The sequence below is a fragment of the Alloalcanivorax xenomutans genome (genome assembly GCF_032810065.1).
Lineage (GTDB): Bacteria > Pseudomonadota > Gammaproteobacteria > Pseudomonadales > Alcanivoracaceae > Alloalcanivorax > Alloalcanivorax xenomutans.
This window is the reverse complement of sequence record NZ_CP136538.1, coordinates 1,408,894-1,425,940: the sequence shown is the minus strand read 5'-3', so window position 1 is coordinate 1,425,940 and position 17,047 is coordinate 1,408,894. Positions and strand designations below refer to the sequence as shown.

10 protein-coding genes are annotated in these 17,047 nt (G+C 63.5%); 3 read left to right on the top strand and 7 right to left on the bottom strand.

The genetic code is table 11. From position 1 onward, the window contains the following. Window positions 1–5: 5 nt before the first annotated feature. Window positions 6–851 carry an aminotransferase class IV family protein gene (locus tag RYH70_RS06745; protein WP_022995522.1) on the bottom strand — a complete coding sequence of 282 codons (846 nt, stop codon included), beginning with the start codon at window positions 849–851 and terminating at the stop codon, window positions 6–8. Between the two features lie 76 nt (window positions 852–927). Here RYH70_RS06745 and RYH70_RS06740 point away from each other — a divergent pair, with 76 nt between their 5' ends. Further along, complete coding sequence (locus RYH70_RS06740; RefSeq protein WP_031228385.1) at window positions 928–1,281, top strand: MerR family transcriptional regulator; 354 nt, start codon at window positions 928–930, stop codon at window positions 1,279–1,281. Between the two features lie 28 nt (window positions 1,282–1,309). On the opposite strand, the gene pbpC is transcribed toward RYH70_RS06740, so the two are convergent. The 3 genes from pbpC to RYH70_RS06725 all read right to left on the bottom strand — a co-directional run bounded on the left by pbpC (window position 1,310) and on the right by RYH70_RS06725 (window position 10,146). Beyond that, a complete protein-coding gene (gene pbpC / locus RYH70_RS06735) occupies window positions 1,310–3,640 on the bottom strand; it encodes a penicillin-binding protein 1C (protein ID WP_080530656.1) in 2,331 nt (776 codons plus the stop codon). Between the two features lie 68 nt (window positions 3,641–3,708). Continuing rightward, window positions 3,709–9,279 carry an alpha-2-macroglobulin family protein gene (locus RYH70_RS06730; protein WP_317009966.1) on the bottom strand — a complete coding sequence of 1,857 codons (5,571 nt, stop codon included), beginning with the start codon at window positions 9,277–9,279 and terminating at the stop codon, window positions 3,709–3,711. Window positions 9,280–9,585: 306 nt separating this feature from the next. After that, the gene (locus RYH70_RS06725) at window positions 9,586–10,146 is read right to left on the bottom strand and encodes an HNH endonuclease (protein WP_022995518.1); all 561 of its coding nucleotides are present in this window, start codon (window positions 10,144–10,146) and stop codon (window positions 9,586–9,588) included. 444 nt (window positions 10,147–10,590) lie between these two features. Between RYH70_RS06725 and RYH70_RS06720 the strand changes: the two genes are divergently transcribed. After that, window positions 10,591–12,186 (top strand): GMC family oxidoreductase, encoded by a 1,596-nt coding sequence (locus RYH70_RS06720; RefSeq protein ID WP_022995517.1) that lies wholly within the window; start codon window positions 10,591–10,593, stop codon window positions 12,184–12,186. Window positions 12,187–12,502: 316 nt separating this feature from the next. After that, entirely contained in the window at window positions 12,503–14,092 is a 1,590-nt protein-coding gene (locus RYH70_RS06715; protein WP_233917053.1) for a hypothetical protein, read from the top strand. A 69-nt stretch (window positions 14,093–14,161) separates the two neighbouring features. Here the strand turns inward: RYH70_RS06715 and RYH70_RS06710 are convergent, their stop codons facing one another. From RYH70_RS06710 to trmH, 3 genes are all read right to left on the bottom strand, one after another. Next, window positions 14,162–15,559 (bottom strand): DegQ family serine endoprotease, encoded by a 1,398-nt coding sequence (locus tag RYH70_RS06710; protein WP_051414290.1) that lies wholly within the window; start codon window positions 15,557–15,559, stop codon window positions 14,162–14,164. A gap of 99 nt (window positions 15,560–15,658) precedes the next feature. Then, a complete protein-coding gene (locus tag RYH70_RS06705) occupies window positions 15,659–16,336 on the bottom strand; it encodes a 50S ribosomal protein L11 methyltransferase (protein WP_233917052.1) in 678 nt (225 codons plus the stop codon). Then, complete coding sequence (trmH, locus tag RYH70_RS06700) at window positions 16,333–17,037, bottom strand: tRNA (guanosine(18)-2'-O)-methyltransferase TrmH (protein WP_317009965.1); 705 nt, start codon at window positions 17,035–17,037, stop codon at window positions 16,333–16,335. The genes RYH70_RS06705 and trmH overlap by 4 nt, the downstream gene beginning before the upstream one ends. Window positions 17,038–17,047 lie beyond the last annotated feature (10 nt).

Here is a 17,047-nt window from a genome sequence, read left to right as displayed (position 1 = left end):
TGAATTCATGTCCCCGAGACTTGTTGCTCCAGCTCTGCCAGGGAAACGGCCGGTTCGGCTTCGTAGCACCGGCGCAGCAAGCGCATGAAGGACTCCGCCTCCGGAATCGTGGTCCCGCCAATGGCGGTGACCGCGATACCCGGTGTCCATGAGTTCATCACCGCCGCCCCGGCCAGATCGCCAAGACGCCCCAGAGTGATCTCTTCATGACGCTGGGCAATGCCAAGGCGATCCAGTTGCCGCTGAACCATGCCCATCATGGTGCCGTGCAGGATCGCCGCCCTGGGCCAGACAACCGCGTCGCCATCCCAGAACACCAGATTCCAGATGGTGGCTTCACTCAATCGCCCCTGCCGGTCGAGAAAAGCGGCGTCGTCAAAGCCCTGACGGATGGCCTGATGCAGCCAGTAGGTCTTGCCGGCTTCGCCAACATGTTTGATCGCCGCCAGGGGACGTTCATGCTCCACCACGCTCAACCTCAGCGGCCCCCGGGGGCCCTCCGCCGGAGTATCGGTGCGCACCAGCACCTCCGGCTCTGTATCCATGCTGCGGCTGCTGAATTCACCACCACCAACGAAAACCGTGACCGTCAGTGATTGATCCGCCGGCCCGGCGTCGATGGCCGCTTTGATATAGGAACGCATCCGTTGATCGGACACCGCCACGCCAAAAAATTCGATGGAGGCTTCACGCAGGCGGGTCAGATGCAGATCGAGCCCTTTGACCTTGCGGCTTCGCACCTGCATCGCGGTGAAGTGCGCGAACCCCGCGAACGCCAGGGGCGTCACCTCCGCGACGGTGACCGGACGGCCGTTGATGGCGGCCTGATAGGGACGGTTTTCAATGGACATGCCACGCTGCTCCTGATTCACATGTAGGAGCCGGCACCTTAAACTGTGACAGCGCTGTCAGAGTCAAGACGATGAGATGAAAATAGGCGAGCTGTCGAAACGTACTGGCGTGAGCATCCGCATGCTGCGCTACTACGAAGCCGAAGGGCTGCTCAAACCGCGACGTACGGCCAGCGGCTACCGGGACTATGATGCCGCGGAAATACGGACCGTGGAGCGGATCAAGCTGCTCGGTTCCGGAGGCATGACGCTGGCGACGATCCGCCAGTTCCTGCCGTGTGTGCGCGGTGAGGGTCCGGTGTTCGAACCCTGCGATGAGCTTCGTACCGTCCTGCATGAACAGATCCGCCAGGCCGACCAGAAAGCGGAAAAACTGGCGCAAAGCCGGCGGATTCTGCGTAATTTCCTGCACGAGATCGAACAACCCTGAGCCGCCGCGCCTCAGGCTAGGGCCCGCACTAATGGGACAGCACCTGGAAACGGCGCCGCAGACGAAAGCCCTGATCGTCCACCAGCGTGAGCGTATGCCAGCCAGGCGCCGCCTGGATCGCCCATTCGTGGAAATGAGCGGTGCGCCCCAGATAGCGGTCGTCCAGGTGCCAGAACAGTTCGGCGTCATCACGTTCATGCACCACCCGGAACACCGCCCCGCCACGCTGCCCGCCCAGTTCCACCGGCAGATAGAGCGCGGAGCCGGCGTGGGGATAGATCACCGCCATCGGCGCCCGTGAACTCAGCGCCCGGGCACCCGCCGCGCAGTCTTCCCGCCAGGCCGGCAGGGGCCGGTATTCCGGGTGGCGGAAGCGGTAGAAATAAGCCTGCGCCGGCGGCAGCACGAACCAGTCGCGGGCGCTCATGGCGGCCACGTTCTCGCAACCGCTGTGCACCCGCCGCCCTTGATCGTCCACATGCACACGCAAATGATGTGGCGTGACGGCTTGGAAGTGGCTGTCCAGCGGCGCCAGCACGGTACGCGCCGAGCACTGCCCGCCGGCCAGATAGCCATCGTCACGGCACACCCGCAGTTCCTTCAGATCGCCCAACGGCGCCTGAGGCCACTCCGCCGGCCCCAGCAGGCTGAACAGATCCAGCATCAGCGGCGCCGCGGTGGTGGCGCCACCCAGCGCCGGAGCCGGTTCGCCGTTGCCGTTACCGGCCCAGACGCCCACCGTATAGCGGCCGTTGCTGCCTATCGCCCAGGCGTCGCGCAAACCGTAGCTGGTACCGGTCTTCCAGGCGATCGCCTGGCTGGAACGATACAGCCGCCATTGCCGGGCGGTGCCGGGCCGGGCCACGTCACGCAGCGCCTCCAGCGTCAACCAGGCAGCTCCCGCGCCGATCGGAAACGGCTCCGGCAGCGGCTGCACATCGCTCAGCACAGTAACCGGCGCCGCCTGGCCGTCACGGGCGCTGGCCATCAGTCTGGCGTACAGCGCCGTCAGCTCCATCAACTTGCCTTCGGCACCGCCCAGCACCAGGGTCAAACCGTAGTTCTCGGCATCCCTGAACAGCGTGCTCATTCCCATGGCGCGCAACTGGTCATGGAAGCGGGCCACGCCGTATTGGCGCAGCATACGCACGGCGGGGATATTCAGCGACTGGGCCAGGGCCTCGTGGGCCGGCACCGCGCCCCGGTATTCACGGTCGAAATTCTCCGGACTGTAACCGCCGTAGTTGGTGGGCAGATCGGGCACCAGGGTATCCGGCAGCAGCAGGCCTTCCTGCAGCATCAAACCGTACAGCAGCGGCTTGAGCACGCTGCCGGTGGAACGGGGACGCCCGGCGATGTCCACCGCCGCCCCATATTCACGGCGGTCGCCGTGGGTGACATTGCCCACATAGGCGCGCACCGCCAGATCGCGATGGTCGATCACCACCACCGACAGATTATGCACGCCGTCGTTGGCCAGACGCCGTCCATGCTGTCCGGTAAGGGCGTTCACCCGTTGCTGCAGCCCGGCGTCCAGCGTGGTGTGAATCAGCGGGGAAGTGGTGTCGGCCGCCAGGGTGTCGAGCAGATGCGGTGCCAGCGACGGCAACCGCGCGGTGCGCGGCAGCGGTTCCAGCTTCGCCAGCCGTAACGCGTCCGCATCGATCAGCCCCCGTTGCCGCAGGGCTTCCAGCAGACGGTCCCGCTTCGCCAGTAATTGCTGCCGCTGCCGCCCCGGGTGGATCAGCGCGGGGCTGTTGGGCAGCACCGCCAGCAGTGCCGCTTCCGCCCAGCTCAGGTCGTCCGGCGCGCGCTGGAAATAGCGCCATGCCGCCGCTCTCAATCCCACCGTGTTGCCGCCGAACGGCGCCCGGCTGGCGTACTCCACCAGAATCCGCGACTTGCCCAGGCGCCATTCCAGTTGCAATGCCAGCAACGCCTCGCGGGCTTTTTCCCACAGGGTGCGGGGCGGATCGTCCCGCAACAGCCGGGCCAACTGCATGGTCAGGGTGGAGCCGCCGCTGACCACCCTTCCGGCGCGAATATTGGCCACGGTGGCCCGGGCCAGCGCCAACGGATCGACACCCGGGTGCCAGCGGAAACGGCGATCCTCGAAGGTCAGCAGGGCTTCACGGTACTTGTCCGGCAGCGTCTCCACCGGGGCGAAGCGCCATTGTTGATCCGCGGCGATACGGGCCGCCAGGGGCCGCCCGTTTCGATCCAGCATCAACACCGCATAGTCACTCCGCTGCAGCGACGCCGGCAGCGGCGAAAACTGCAGCAGCGCCAACGCCGCCAGCACCACCAGCAGCAGTGCCGCCAGGATGCGCCGGCGGCGTGAGGGAGACGGTTTTGTCATCGTGTTCCAGATGTTGTCGGGTAGCGCCCGGTGACCGGCCGGACCATTCGCGGCCCGGCCGGTGAGGGCTATTCCGCCACCACTTCCACCCATTGGCCACGCTTACGGGACTGAATAAAGCCCTGATACATGGCTTCCACCTGCCAGCCGGGCAGATAGAAACGGCCGGCGAACGAAGCGTTCAGCTCCACATTCACGGTACGCGTGGCGCCGGGTTTCAGGGAGAAATAGCTCAGCACCCGGTCGTCACGCACGTCCTGGTAATCCAATGGGGTTTCCTTTTCGTCCTTGGCATCGTCCACGCCAGTGGACGACAAACGCGAGGCGATCTGCCAGCCGGAGGGCACGATTTGTGTCAGCGCCAGATTTTCCAGACGGCGGTTGGTGCGATTGGTCACCTTCACCCGGGCGCGGAAATCCGTGCCCTGGGTCAGCCGCGCGGGATCCAGCGGCGAGCCGTCCATCGACAGGAACGTCACCGACAGGTCGAGTCCCTCGGACACCGCTTTTTCCTGACCCGGAGCCGGCGTGCCGACGGTGGTCATGGTGGCGAACAAACGACGATCGCTGTCGTTGCGGACCACGATGGACTCGCCGTCATCTTGGATCTCCAGCGGCTGCTGGAACACCGGGCTGGTGGCGTGGGTTTCCCGCCAATCGCCCTCGCCCTGCCGCCAGGCCAGATCATAGCCGTCCCCGGCGCTTTCATCGCCGGCGAAGCGTGCCATGGCCATCAGCGACCAGGCCAGACTCTGGGTGGAGAACCAGCGATCGGAGGCCAGATCATCGGCCACCACCCGGGCTTCGTCCCAGGCCCGCGCCTGATCGCCGCGGGCTTCCAGCACCATCATGCTGATGGCGCGGTCACGCAACGCGGAGCCGAAGGTGGGGCCGGGCTCATCGTAGTCGCCCACCTCGCCATCAATGGCGATCAATTCACCGGCCACATCGGTCAGTCCCATTTGCTGATAGGCGGCGGCCAGCAACCAGCGGGCGGTATAACGGCCATGCTGGTTGCGGCTGTCGCTCACCGCCAGCGCGCCGCGCAGACGGTTCATGGCACCGACTTCCGGCTCCCCGGCCAGCGCCAGGGTATAAAGCCGGTAAGCCTGGCTCGCCCACTGCCAGGCGTACTGACCGGGGTCGCTGGCCAGCCGCCGCTGATAGTTCCGCCAGCCGTCGATCATCTGCGCCGGTACCGCGTAGCCAAGGCGGCGTGCTTCCACCAGGAAGTGACCGGCGTAGGAGGTGCCCCAGTCGCTGGCCTGGCCACTGCCGGGCCAGTAGCTGAAGGCGCCGTCGTTCAGTTGGAAGCGGCGCAGCCGGTCAATGGCGCCGGCGATGTTGTTCTGCACTTCCTGTTTCTGGGCGTCACTGAGCCCAACCAATTGGTGCAGGTACAGCTGCGGCAACACCGTGGAGGTGGTTTGCTCGACGCAGCCGTGGGGATAGCGGATCAGGTATTCCAGCCGCCGCTCCAGTCCCATGGCCGGCAGACTGCTGACCGTCAAGGCGCTTTGGTTGGTGCCCGGCAGACCATGGGGAGTCCAATCCAGCGCCCAGCTGTCTCCAGGTTCCAGCACCTTGAGCTGCTCCCGGCTGGTGGGCGGGTTGGCGGTGCGGATCGGCAGATTCACCGTCTCCCCGGCCTGCTCCTTACCCGCTTTGGCCGACACCGTGACCCGGGCGATCCCCACCTGGTCACCGGCCTCCAGTGACAGCGTGGCGATCTTGTCTCCAGGCTCCTCGAAGGTCAGCCGGGCGGTGTCCCGGGTGACCTTCAACGGCGGTTCCGCCTCCAGGTTCAAATCCACATCGGTAATGGTGTCCTCAGTGGCGAAGACATTCACCGGCACCTGCAGGGACTCTCCCGGCCCCAGCACCCGCGGCAACGTCGACAGCAGTGTTAACGGCTGGGTCACGGTGACCGGGGTGTCCGCCTTGCCGTAGGCACGCTGCTGGCCGTCGCGATGTCCCGCCACCACCATCACCCGGACCTCGCCCATGTAGGCCGGCAACTGAACCTTGTGTTCCTGCTCAGACTTGGCCTTCAGTTCGAATGGTCCGGCGAAATACACCACCGGCGGGAACCGGCGGCGCTGGGCTTCGGAGCCATCCATCAGCCCCTCCGAGCCGCCCACCGCCAGCATCCGCTCCAGCTCCCCGCCGTAGGCGCCCACCACCTGATCGAACAGATCCCAGGTGAGCACGCCCAGCGCTTCCCGGCGGAAGAAGGTTTGATGGGGGTTCGGCGTTTGGAAATTGGTCAGACCCAGCAGGCCTTCGTCCACCACCGCCAGGGTATAGGTCATCGCCCTGCCCTGCTTCTCGGACACCGTCACCGTCAGTTCGCTTTCCGGACGCACTTCCTCCGGGGCTTCTATATCCGGCTCCAAGCGCGTGTCCGGGTCTTCCACCAATAACGGCACGATGCCATAGAGGCGAATCGGACGGTCATTGTCGCGGTCCTTGTGCGCTTGCAGCAGAGTGGCGTGCACGTAAACGTTGGGCGCCATGTCCGCGGTCACCGGAATCTCCAGGGTGAAGTTCTCCTTGTCACCGGGTTTGACCCAGTAGTGGCGCAAGACCCGCGAGCCGCTTTCCAGGCTGACCAGCAAGCGTCCGGAGCCGGACACCGGCACCTTTACCCTGGCCATCTCCCCGACCTGGTACTGTTCCTTGTCGGTGGACAACGCCAACCGGGAGGCGGCGTCACCGCCACCGCCGCGCTGGCCGCTCCAACCCAGGTATACGGTCCGTGCCGCGCAATGCCCGCCTTTGTCATCACAGACGCGCACCAGGTAGCGGCCCCAATCGTAATCCGGACCGTTCAATCGCCATTGCACCCGCCCCTTGTCGTTGGTGGTGAGCTGGGTGGCCTTCACCTTGCGGGTATGCGGGTTACTGATGAAATTGGCGAGATCATTGGCGCCCCGATCCCACCACCAGCGCCAGTCGATACGATAGACGCTCAGGGTGACGGAACGGGATTCCGGCTGCCCGTCCTGGTCCAGGGTGAGCAGATCCAGATTATGGTTCTGGTCGCGTCCGAGAGCACCGCCCCAGCCATCACCTTCCGGAACCCGCAGTCCTACCCAATGCCGATACGGCGCCACCGGCAATCGCTGTACCTGGGTGCTGTAGTCGCCGCCATTCTCGAAAATCCGCGTGGTCACCAGCGCCGCCGCCATGCCCGGCGGCGTGACCGCCGGCACCGCCAGATTCACGGTGGCGTCGCCGGCGTCGTCCAGGCGCCCCTCGAAAGCGGTGAACGGCTCCGCCTGCAGGGTGCGGGACGGATCCTTGAAGGTGTAGCCGGCATACCCCGGGAAGGGGTCGGCGCCGTTGAGCAGGCGCACCTTCACATCGGCCTTGAGGGCACTGGCGCGGGCACCATTGAGCCATTGTCCGTGCAGCGCCAATGGTGTGCTCTGACCGGCGAAGACCTGCTCGGGGGCGGTCAGCTCAATACGCAGCCGGTTGGGTTTGATCGCTTCCACCCGTAGCCGGGTATCGAAGTCCCGCTCACCCAGACGTGCCACCGCCCGCCAGTTGCCGGTGGGGGCGCTTTCCCCGGTCTTCAGGGTAAAGGTGTAGAACCCGTTCACCGGCTCGTCGTTGGTATAACTGGCGACCTTGTTACCGCGCGGATCAAACCAGTCCACCGTGACCGGGTGATCCGCCGGCATGCGTTGTTGCGGGTCATCCAGTACAAAGGTCAGATGAATATCATCACCGGGCCGCCAGACATCCCGCTCACCGTAAAAGAACCCTTTCAGGCCATCGAGAACCCGCTCGCCGCCGGTGTCGAACTGGTTGGAAGGCAGCGCCCGGTTGCGGGCCACCTTGAGATAGCCTTTTTCCTTGCCGTTTTTCGCCACCAGATAGAAAGGCGTGCCGGATAATTTCAACTCCGCAATGCCGTTATCGCCACTGCTGGCACTGCCCAGGGACTGGTGCTGGTAGTTGTAGGCGGTAACCTGGGTTCCCGCCAGGGGCGTGTTGGTATCCAGGGCGGTGGTGACCACCAGCATCCGGTCGTCCTCCCCCTGCTTGGCCAGCAAACCGAGGTTGGAAGCAATGAAAGAGCGGGAGCTTTCCGCCTGGTTGTTGTAGGCGTAATAACTGTCGCTGCAGGGATTATCACGCTCGTCCCAGCGCAGGTAGCCGGCATCGTGATAATAACGGCTCACTTCATCGTCCTGGCCCGGTCCTTCGTAGTTGTCTGGTAGCGTGTTCTCACGCCGCGGCCCGCCATCGCCGCATTGGTAATGAATGCTGCGCGGGTCCACCTTGAGGGTAAGCAGGACCAAACCATTGGGGTGTTTGGCCATCAGCTCGGTCAGATCGAGCCGGTACCGTTGCCATCCCCGCTCCTCGGATGGCGGCAACTCCAGGGTTTTCTGCCAGAGATAACGGCCGGAGCGGGTATCCGGATGCTGGTTCTCCAGATCACGGGATTGCAAATAGGAGGTGATGTTGTTCTCGAACACCTCGAACGCCTGTACCTGGATAGCACCGGCGGCAGCGGCCTCGAACGGCACGCTGAGCACTTCGCCCCGTGGCAGAATGGCCCCTTCGCCAACAAACCGCACAGCGGGCTTGGCCATACTCAATACCAGAGATTGCCGGTACATCTTCTCCAGCGTATGGCGGGAGGCACTGACCACGCCCGGAGCGATCTGCAACACCGCCTTCTCGTCCACCTCGTCGCTTGGATAGACCAGCAACCGGGAGCCGTCGACCTGCACCCGGGCGCTCTTGCCACCCAGCGCCACCATTCCCAGGAAGTCCTGTCCCGCCTGCAGGGCCTCAGAAAATTGCACCACCACATGACGGTCGGGGAAGCTCTCCGAGCGGACCGAGGTAACGGCGAACTGGCCGGGCCGAGGTACCGAATAACTCCGCTCGCCCGCCCCCGACTCGCCCACGGGCTCACCATCCCAGGCCAGGCGGACCTCCTCGCCGACATCACGGCGGATGCCGGTAACCTGGAAGCGGTGGGTCAAACCAGCGGACGGGTGTTCCCACACGATCGGCAGCGACGTCTCACTCTGTTTGGCGGAGAGCACCGATTCCAGCGCCTGGTTATCCACCAGATCCAGGGTATCAATCCGCCCTTTCAGGATCATGGTGTCGCTCCCTTCCGCCGGCGCCAATGCCTCGACCCGGATGGTCAGTTGCTGGCGCAATACGGTCAGCCTGGTTTCCAGCGGAGGCAGACTGTCATCGACTCCGGAAAGGCCCTGAGGAAACAGAGTGACAGTGAAATTTTGATCACTGCGCAAGGGTTCCAGAGGCCGTATCTCAAGCCGGTCACGGGCGGTGAACACCGCCGTGAAAGGCCGCTCCGGGCGCAGTTTCACCACGCTTTTCTGTGGTTCGTTGAGCGCGCTCTGCTCCACCACCGGATGGGTGAAACGGAATACCAGTGGGGAGCGGGAGCCCGTTTCTCCCCGCGGCCAGCTGTCCAGATGAGTACGCCAACGGGGATCGGGCTCACTGTCGGCGGCCACCGCGGACCCGGCCTGTTCGCTTTTATCCCTGGCGGACGACGCCGATTCGTCGGAGGTGTCACATGCCCATAAACCCAACAGCAGCAGAGACACGCCAATCAGGCGTAGAGCGGAGCTTTGCATTCCTTGCCTACCTTATTGGATGGTGTAATCAGGCTAAATTAGCACACTTCCAAACCCGACCCCATGCTGTCGTCTGTGCACAAGAATTGACCACTCAAGCCGAAATCCCGGGCGATAAAGCAAATGTTTTTGCATTTCAGTGGCGCCATACTCAAAGCCGTCAACGAGGTCCCATCTGTTGACATCGGAGTTGTACTCCGTGATAGCTCTCCCGAGCCAAACGATTCACGGCGCCCCATGGGCGCCGTTTTTTTTGCGTCGAGAACAGGGGAGCACGGGGCTTGGTGGTCCGGACAGCGGAAACTCTCACAACAACCGGCTGTTCTTACCGAACTGATTGCGCAGAAACGCCATCTGGTCACCACGAATACGATGGCTGTTAATCAGCGCCAGATACTCGGCCATATTCGGCACATAAGGCAGTGCCAGCAACTCCATGCCGATTTCCTCCGGCAGGCGATTGCCCTTGTGCTGATTGCAGCGGCGGCAGGCGGCCACCACATTGAGCCAGTGGTCGCGGCCACCACGGGATGTGGGGCGAATATGATCGCGGGTCAGTTGGGATTCCGGGAACGGCTTGCCGCAATAAAGACAAACATGCTGGTCACGGCGAAACAGCGCGCGATTGGTCAACGGCGGACGGGTACGGCGGCGCGGGCTGGCCAGCCCATCGCAAGCAATAATGGAATGCAGGGACAAACGGGAGCGATCGCCGGTGACACGGCAGAATCCGCCGCGCAGGCGATAAATCACATCGCCCAGAGTCCAGGTCACCAGACCCCGCGCGTACAGGGTGGCCGCGGCCTGCCAGTCCAACCATTCCACCGGCGTGCCGGCCTTATCCAATCGCAGAATGCGCTCACTCATAGGCACCCTCGCCTGCTCGACGAACTTCTCCCGCTGTGGCGGGACCATGAAAGCCTGTTATCGTGACGATTCTGCGACAGGGAATGAAAAAAGCGTCGGCGGGAATGTGGGCCCGTCCCCGTGAAGGGGATCTTTGCGACGAACTTCCTCTACCCTGATCTCTGCTTAACCGACCCGAACCGGCTAAGCAGAAAACAGCGCCTCGCGGCAAGCTGCGCAAAAGTTGTACTGTTGATAAAAGTTGTATTGATCATAAACAGCGCTCCGCTCCCCCGCAAGCGCGCTGTCGCTGACTTTGCCGGCCTGGCGGTGTCCGGATTCGGCCAATAACACCGAAGCGTGGCGGGACTAGTATGCGAGGATAGTGACACAGGACGCCCCCACGGTTCACTGCCGGGGGCAGCGGACCGGTCAGAGAGCCGATAACAACCAAGGGCGAGCGGCATGCAATACGATTACGTGATTGTCGGCGGGGGTTCCGCCGGCTGTGTATTGGCCAACCGGCTGTCAGAGAACCCCAACAACCGGGTGTGCCTGTTGGAAGCCGGGCCACCGGACAACAGCCTCTTCATTCGCATTCCCGCCGGTATCATCCTGCTGATGCGCTCCAACAGCCGTAACTGGCGTTACTACACCGTGCCACAAAAGGCGCTCAATAACCGTCAGATCTACATTCCCCGTGGTAAAACCCTGGGCGGCTCCTCCGCGGTCAACGCCATGTGTTACACCCGTGGCCACCCCTGGGATTACGATCACTGGGAGTCCCTGGGTAACCCCGGCTGGGGTTACCAGGATGTCCTGCCCGTGTTCAAGCGCTCCGAACATTACGAAGCCGGCGAAGATGATTTCCATGGCACCCACGGCCGTCTCAACGTGGCCGATCTGCGTTTCCGGCACCCGGTCAGCGAGGCGTTCGTCAGCGCGGCTCAGGAAGCCGGTTATCCGGCCAGTGATGATTTCAACAACGCCACCCAGGAAGGGGTCGGCTTCTACAAGGTGACGCAAAAGGACGGTGAACGCTGCGGCGTCGCGCGGGCCTATCTGCACCCCGCCCTGGAGCGCGAAAATCTGACCGTGATGACCGGCGCCCTGGTGCACCGGGTGCGCTTTGACGGCCGCACCGCCACCGGCGTGGACGTGGAGCATCAAGGGCAGGTGCAAACGCTGTCCGCCGGCCAGGTGATTCTCTGCGGCGGCACCATCAATTCCCCACAGTTGCTGAAATTGTCCGGCGTCGGTCCGCGCCAGGAACTGGAGCAGCATGGCATCGACGTGGTCCACGACCTGCCCGGCGTCGGCGAGAACCTGCAGGACCATCCGGACGTGCTGGTGGTGCACCAGAACCTGAAACGCGACACCCTGACACTGTCGCCCTGGGAACTGCCCACTTCCGGCCTGCGTGGCGTCTGGGACTTTTTCTATCGTCGCACCGGTCAGTTGACCTCCAACGTGGCCGAAGCCGGCGGCTTCATCAAATCACGGCCGGAAGAGCCGATCCCCGACCTGCAATTGCACCTGACCGCCGCCAAACTGGACAACCACGGCCTGAACTGGACGTTCAGTATCGGGCACGGTTATTCAGGCCACGTCTGCATCCTGCGCCCCAAGAGCCGCGGCGACATCCGGCTGCGCGACGCCAACCCGCGCTCACCGGCGCTGATCGATCCACGTTTCCTGGAGCATGAGGACGACATGGAAGGCATGGTACGCGGGGTCAAGGCGATGCGCGGGATCATGGCCCAGCAAGCCCTCGGCCCCTGGCGCGGCAATGAGATCTTTCCCGGCAGCCAGGTGCAGTCCGACGATCAGATCCGCGCTTTCCTGCGCGAGAAATGCGACAACATTTACCACCCGGTGGGCACTTGCAAGATGGGCGTCGATGACATGGCGGTGGTGGATCCGCAACTGCGCGTGCACGGCCTGGAAAATCTGCGGGTGGTGGATGCCTCCATCATGCCAACACTGATCGGCGGCAACACCAATGCCCCAACGGTGATGATCGCCGAAAAGGCCGCCGACGATATCCTCGGCGTGGCGTGACAAAAAGAGTTGCCCCCCGTTAGGGACAGCGGGGCCGTGTTACGCCTTTGCGGGAACGCCGCTATGGGAGCTTGTCTGCAAGCGAAGTAGAGGAAGTGGGCCCGACTCGCTTGCAGGCAAGCTCCCACAGCGGCTTCGTAGCCCATTCTGTGCCAGCGATCAACATTGCTGAAGCCCGAAGCGCGACGGTTCCCTCGAAGCGGGTCTGTCCAGACCCGTGGCCCCGATGGAGACCTCCCCCCTTAGCACGACTGTCATTTTTCACTTCCACACTGGCACCTTTGGGTTGTTAAACACAAACATCTGGGGGGCTACCATGGGCGACGACACGCCGGCTCGCGCGCGTCTGGTGGAATTGCTTTGGCAGTTAAAGCAAAACTACGACCGTGCCGGGGATACAGGTCTTGGCTTCATTCATTTCAACACCTTGCTGAACGACGCCCGCTACCGGGCGGAAATTATCGAACGGGCATGTCACAGCCCGCACAGCCATATCCGTCATCTGGGAGAAGAACTGGCGCGCCTTGACCACGCCGACGCGGCCAATAGCGCCCGTCCCCAAGCGGCCTCCACGGGTTCTTCCCGTTTCGCTTACCGGCGGCTGGCATGGCCTCTGGTCATTGGCACCTTGTCGCTGTGCCTGCTGCTATTCTGGTGGCTGGCTCTGCCCTACCTGCAAGGCGACCAGGTAGTAACCGGGGTGATCGACCAGGACCAGACCTGGAGCGCCGACCGTGATTGGGTACTGGGGGACGTGGTGTACGTAATGCCCGGCGTGCGCCTGACCATCGAGCCGGGCGCCCGCATTCTCGGCCGCGCCGACTCGGCGCTGGTCGTCACTCGCGGCGCCCGTCTCCACGCCGCCGGCCGCGAGGATGCCCCCATCGTTTTCACCAGCAGCCAGCCTGAAGGGAAAAGAGCCGCCGGCGATTGGGGCGGGCTGGTCTTGCTGGGGGACGCTCCGGTCAACGAACCCGACGCTCAAATCGAAGGCATTGATGCCGGCGATCCGCTCGGCGCCTATGGCGGGCAGAACCCGCAAGGCAGTTGCGGCGTACTGGAGTACGCCCGGATCGAGTTCGCCGGCTTCGAGGTTTATGCCAACAATGAACTGAACGGACTCACCCTGGGCGGTTGTGGCAGCGGCACCATCGTCCGCCATGTGCAGGTGCACCGGTCCCTGGACGATGGCGTGGAAGTGTTTGGCGGCAACGTCGATCTACGTCACATCGTTATTACCGGTGCCGGCGACGACGGGCTTGATTGGGATCTAGGCTGGCGCGGCAGAGTGCAGTTCCTGCTGATACAACAGCACGAGGATACCGGCGACAACGCCTTCGAAGCGGACAACAACGGCGCTCATCACCAGGCACGCCCCCGCTCCGAACCGATCATGTACAACATCACTCTGGTGTCACCGCGCAGCAGCACCCGCCATCATCGTGCCATGACCCTGCGCGAAGGCACCGGAGGCCATTTCCACAATCTGTTAATCAGCGGCTTTTCCGGCGAAGCCATCGATCTGCGCGATGGTGCCACGGTGGCGAACCTGGATACCGGCACGCTGGATTTTCAAGGCGTGCTGATGCATGGCATTGGCCCGCGCGGCCTGAGTTATTTCGAAGCGGAGCAAGAAGACGCGGACGACGACAACGGCTTCGACGAAGACGCCTTTTTCCGGGGATTGAGCAGCGTCCGTTTCGATGAGGACCCGCGCTTCAATCAGGATGCGATCAATCCGTATCATCCCAATGCCACGCCGGCTCTGCGCTCACCAGCGGCGCGCGGCGCGGTACCAGTACCTCAAGGCGAATTCTGGGACGAAGCGGCCAACTACCTTGGCGCGGTGCGGCCCGGCGCCAGTGCCACCTGGCTGGATCGCTGGACTGCGTTTCCGGCCCGTTAGCGAAGACCGGGCCCGGCTGTCCCACCATTGTGGGACAGCCTTATACGCCCGTGTCAGGATTTACCTGGATCAGCGCACCACCACGAAGAACACACCGCCGTCACGATTGACACGCAACAACAGGGCGGCATCGGCATCGGGCACCGCCGACTCCAGTTCCTTCATGTTGGCCACATTCTGACGATTGGCATTGATAATCACATCGCCGCCACGCAAGCCGGCACGCCAGGCCGGGGAATTACGTTCCACCGCTTCCACCAGTACGCCACTGTCAGCGTGCCGCAGCTCACCTTTACGCAGATCGCGCAGACTGGCGCCTTGCAGGAACTTGGAGATGGCGTCGCCACCGGACTGGCGTTGATCGGACTCGGTAATGACCGCCACGACTTCGCGCTTACGACCATCGCGAATAATGTTGAGCCGCACTTTTTCGCCCACCGGCGACAACCCGACCTTGTTACGCAAATCCGCCGCCCGGGTCACCGCCTGGCCATCCACTTCCACCACCACGTCACCGGCCTTGAGACCGGCTTTATCCGCGGCGCTGTCTTCCACCACATTGGTGACCACCACGCCACGCTGCCGTTGTTTCACCTGGAAGGCGTCCGCCAGCTCCGGTGTCAGATCCTGGATCGTCACGCCCAGCACGCCACGTCGTACCTCGCCATGCTCGATCAACTGCTCCATCACATTCACCGCCATCTCCGTGGGAATGGCGAAACCGATACCGACGTTCCCTCCGGAAGGCGCCAGGATTGCCGTGTTAATACCGACCAGTTCGCCACGCAGGTTGACCAGCGCACCGCCGGAATTGCCGGGGTTGATGGAGGCGTCGGTTTGAATGAAGTTCTCGTAGCCTTCAATGCCCAGGCCGGTCCTGCCCAGCGCGGAGACGATGCCGGAGGTCACGGTCTGGCCCAAACCAAATGGGTTGCCGATGGCCAGAACATAATCCCCCACCCGCAACCCGGTGGAGTCGCCGATCCGGATCTGGGTCAGATCATCGGTCTTGTCCAGCTTGAGCACCGCCAGATCCACTTCCTCGTCCAGCCCCACCAGTTCCGCGCTCAGTTCGCGGCCATCGGTGAGAGTCACTTCGATTTTATCCGCGTTCTTGGCCACATGGGCGTTGGTCAGCACGTAGCCTTGCTTGGCGTCGACAATAACGCCGGAGCCGGCGCTGATGGCACGCCGGGTGGAAGGCTGCTGCTGTTCGGGAATATTGAAAAAGCGACGGAAGAACGGATCCTCCAGCAACGGATTGCGGGCGGTCCGCACCCGCGTCTCGATGGCGATGTTCACCACCGCCGGCGCGGTTTTTTCCAACATCGGCGCAAGCGTCGGCAACGATTCCCCCTGCGCCACGGGCAACGCCGCCCGAGCCGGTACGGCGGCGGCCAACAACAGAGCAACGCAAAGCGCGCAAATAAAGGAATAATAGGATCTCAATGGTGCGTACAAGGCCACATCCTCCTGTACCTGGGCACTAACTTAATCGGGCTTGAACTGGCCATCAACACGACAGCCAGGTTAGCGGATCGTGAACCTTCGACCCTCGCCCGGCCTTCAGGGTTCCAACAAATGGGGGTCCGATAAAAACAGCCGTACCTGGTTGAACTCATTGGCTTCCCCCAGATCCGGCCAGGTGGTCGCATGCCAATGTCCCAGCAGACGATACCCCGGAGGATTCAGTCCGGCGATACGGGAATCCGCCAGCAACACCGGCGCGCCGGCCTGGCGAAAGCGGTCCAGCAGGGGCAGGTTATCCCGGTCGTAGAGAATATCGGCGGCGGTAACGCGATCGGCCACAGCCAGACAGGCCTCCAGGTCGCCGCTCAATTCCACACTGACCCCGTTGAGGGCGGCGTTGGCTTCGCTGGCGGCCAGCGCGTCCGGGTCCAGGTCGCAGGCAATGACCCGACGGGCACCGGCCCGGGCGGCGGCCACCGCCACCACACCGGAGCCGGGCCCCACGTCCACCACACAGCGGCCCTTCACCCACTCCGGGTGGGTCAGCAGGTGACGTGCCAACACCTGCCCCGAGGCCCAACATAACGACCAGTATGGCGGCGCTTCCATCAAGGCATTGGCCACCTCCTGTTCCAGACGCTGGTCCGCCAGCAGCCGGTCCAGCAGCCATAAGGACAGCTCCGGTACCAGCGGCAGCGGCGTGGCACACAGTTGGATTTCCGGCAGCAGGGCATTGAGGCGGGCCTGCAGCGCCAGTGGCGCCGATACGCTCACGACACCGCTTCCCGCCGCGCCTTGGCGGCGGCCAGTTCCGCGTTGAATCGCGTGGCATGACGCACTTCGCCGCTGTCATTCAATTCCGGATAAGGCAGGCCATAGCGATCACAATAGCCCGCCAGTTTTGGATGCGCCCAGCGGAACAACGTATGCCGGTAGGTTTCCGGATCCAGCCGGGGGCGATCGTAGAATCCTGCCGCGCGCCGCTGTTCGCAGGCTTCGGACAGGATAATCGCCGCCGCCACGCTGACATTGAACGACGCCACCATGCCCATCATCGGCACGATCACATGGCCGTCCACGGCGGCGCCGGCGGCTTCGCTGACACCGAAGCGCTCGGTGCCCAGCAATAACGCCGTGGGCTTGGTGAAATCCACTTCGCGGTATGGCAGCGCGGTATCGGAAAAGTGGGCGGCCAGCACCTGCATGCCCTGGGCGCGCACCTGTTCGATGGCGGCCACCCCGTCGTTATGCTTGTGCAGATTGATCCAGCGCTGCGACCCCATGGCGATGCCCGCCGCTACTTTGGCGCGATTTTCCGGCAGCACGGCGTGCACGTCGAGAATGCCGACGGCGTCGCAGGTGCGCACCACGGCGGCGATATTATGGGGTTTGTGCACCCCTTCCATGATCACGGTGAGATCCGGCTGGCGGCGATCCAATGTATCCAGCAACCGGCGATAGCGTTCCGGGGTCATGGGGACTCCT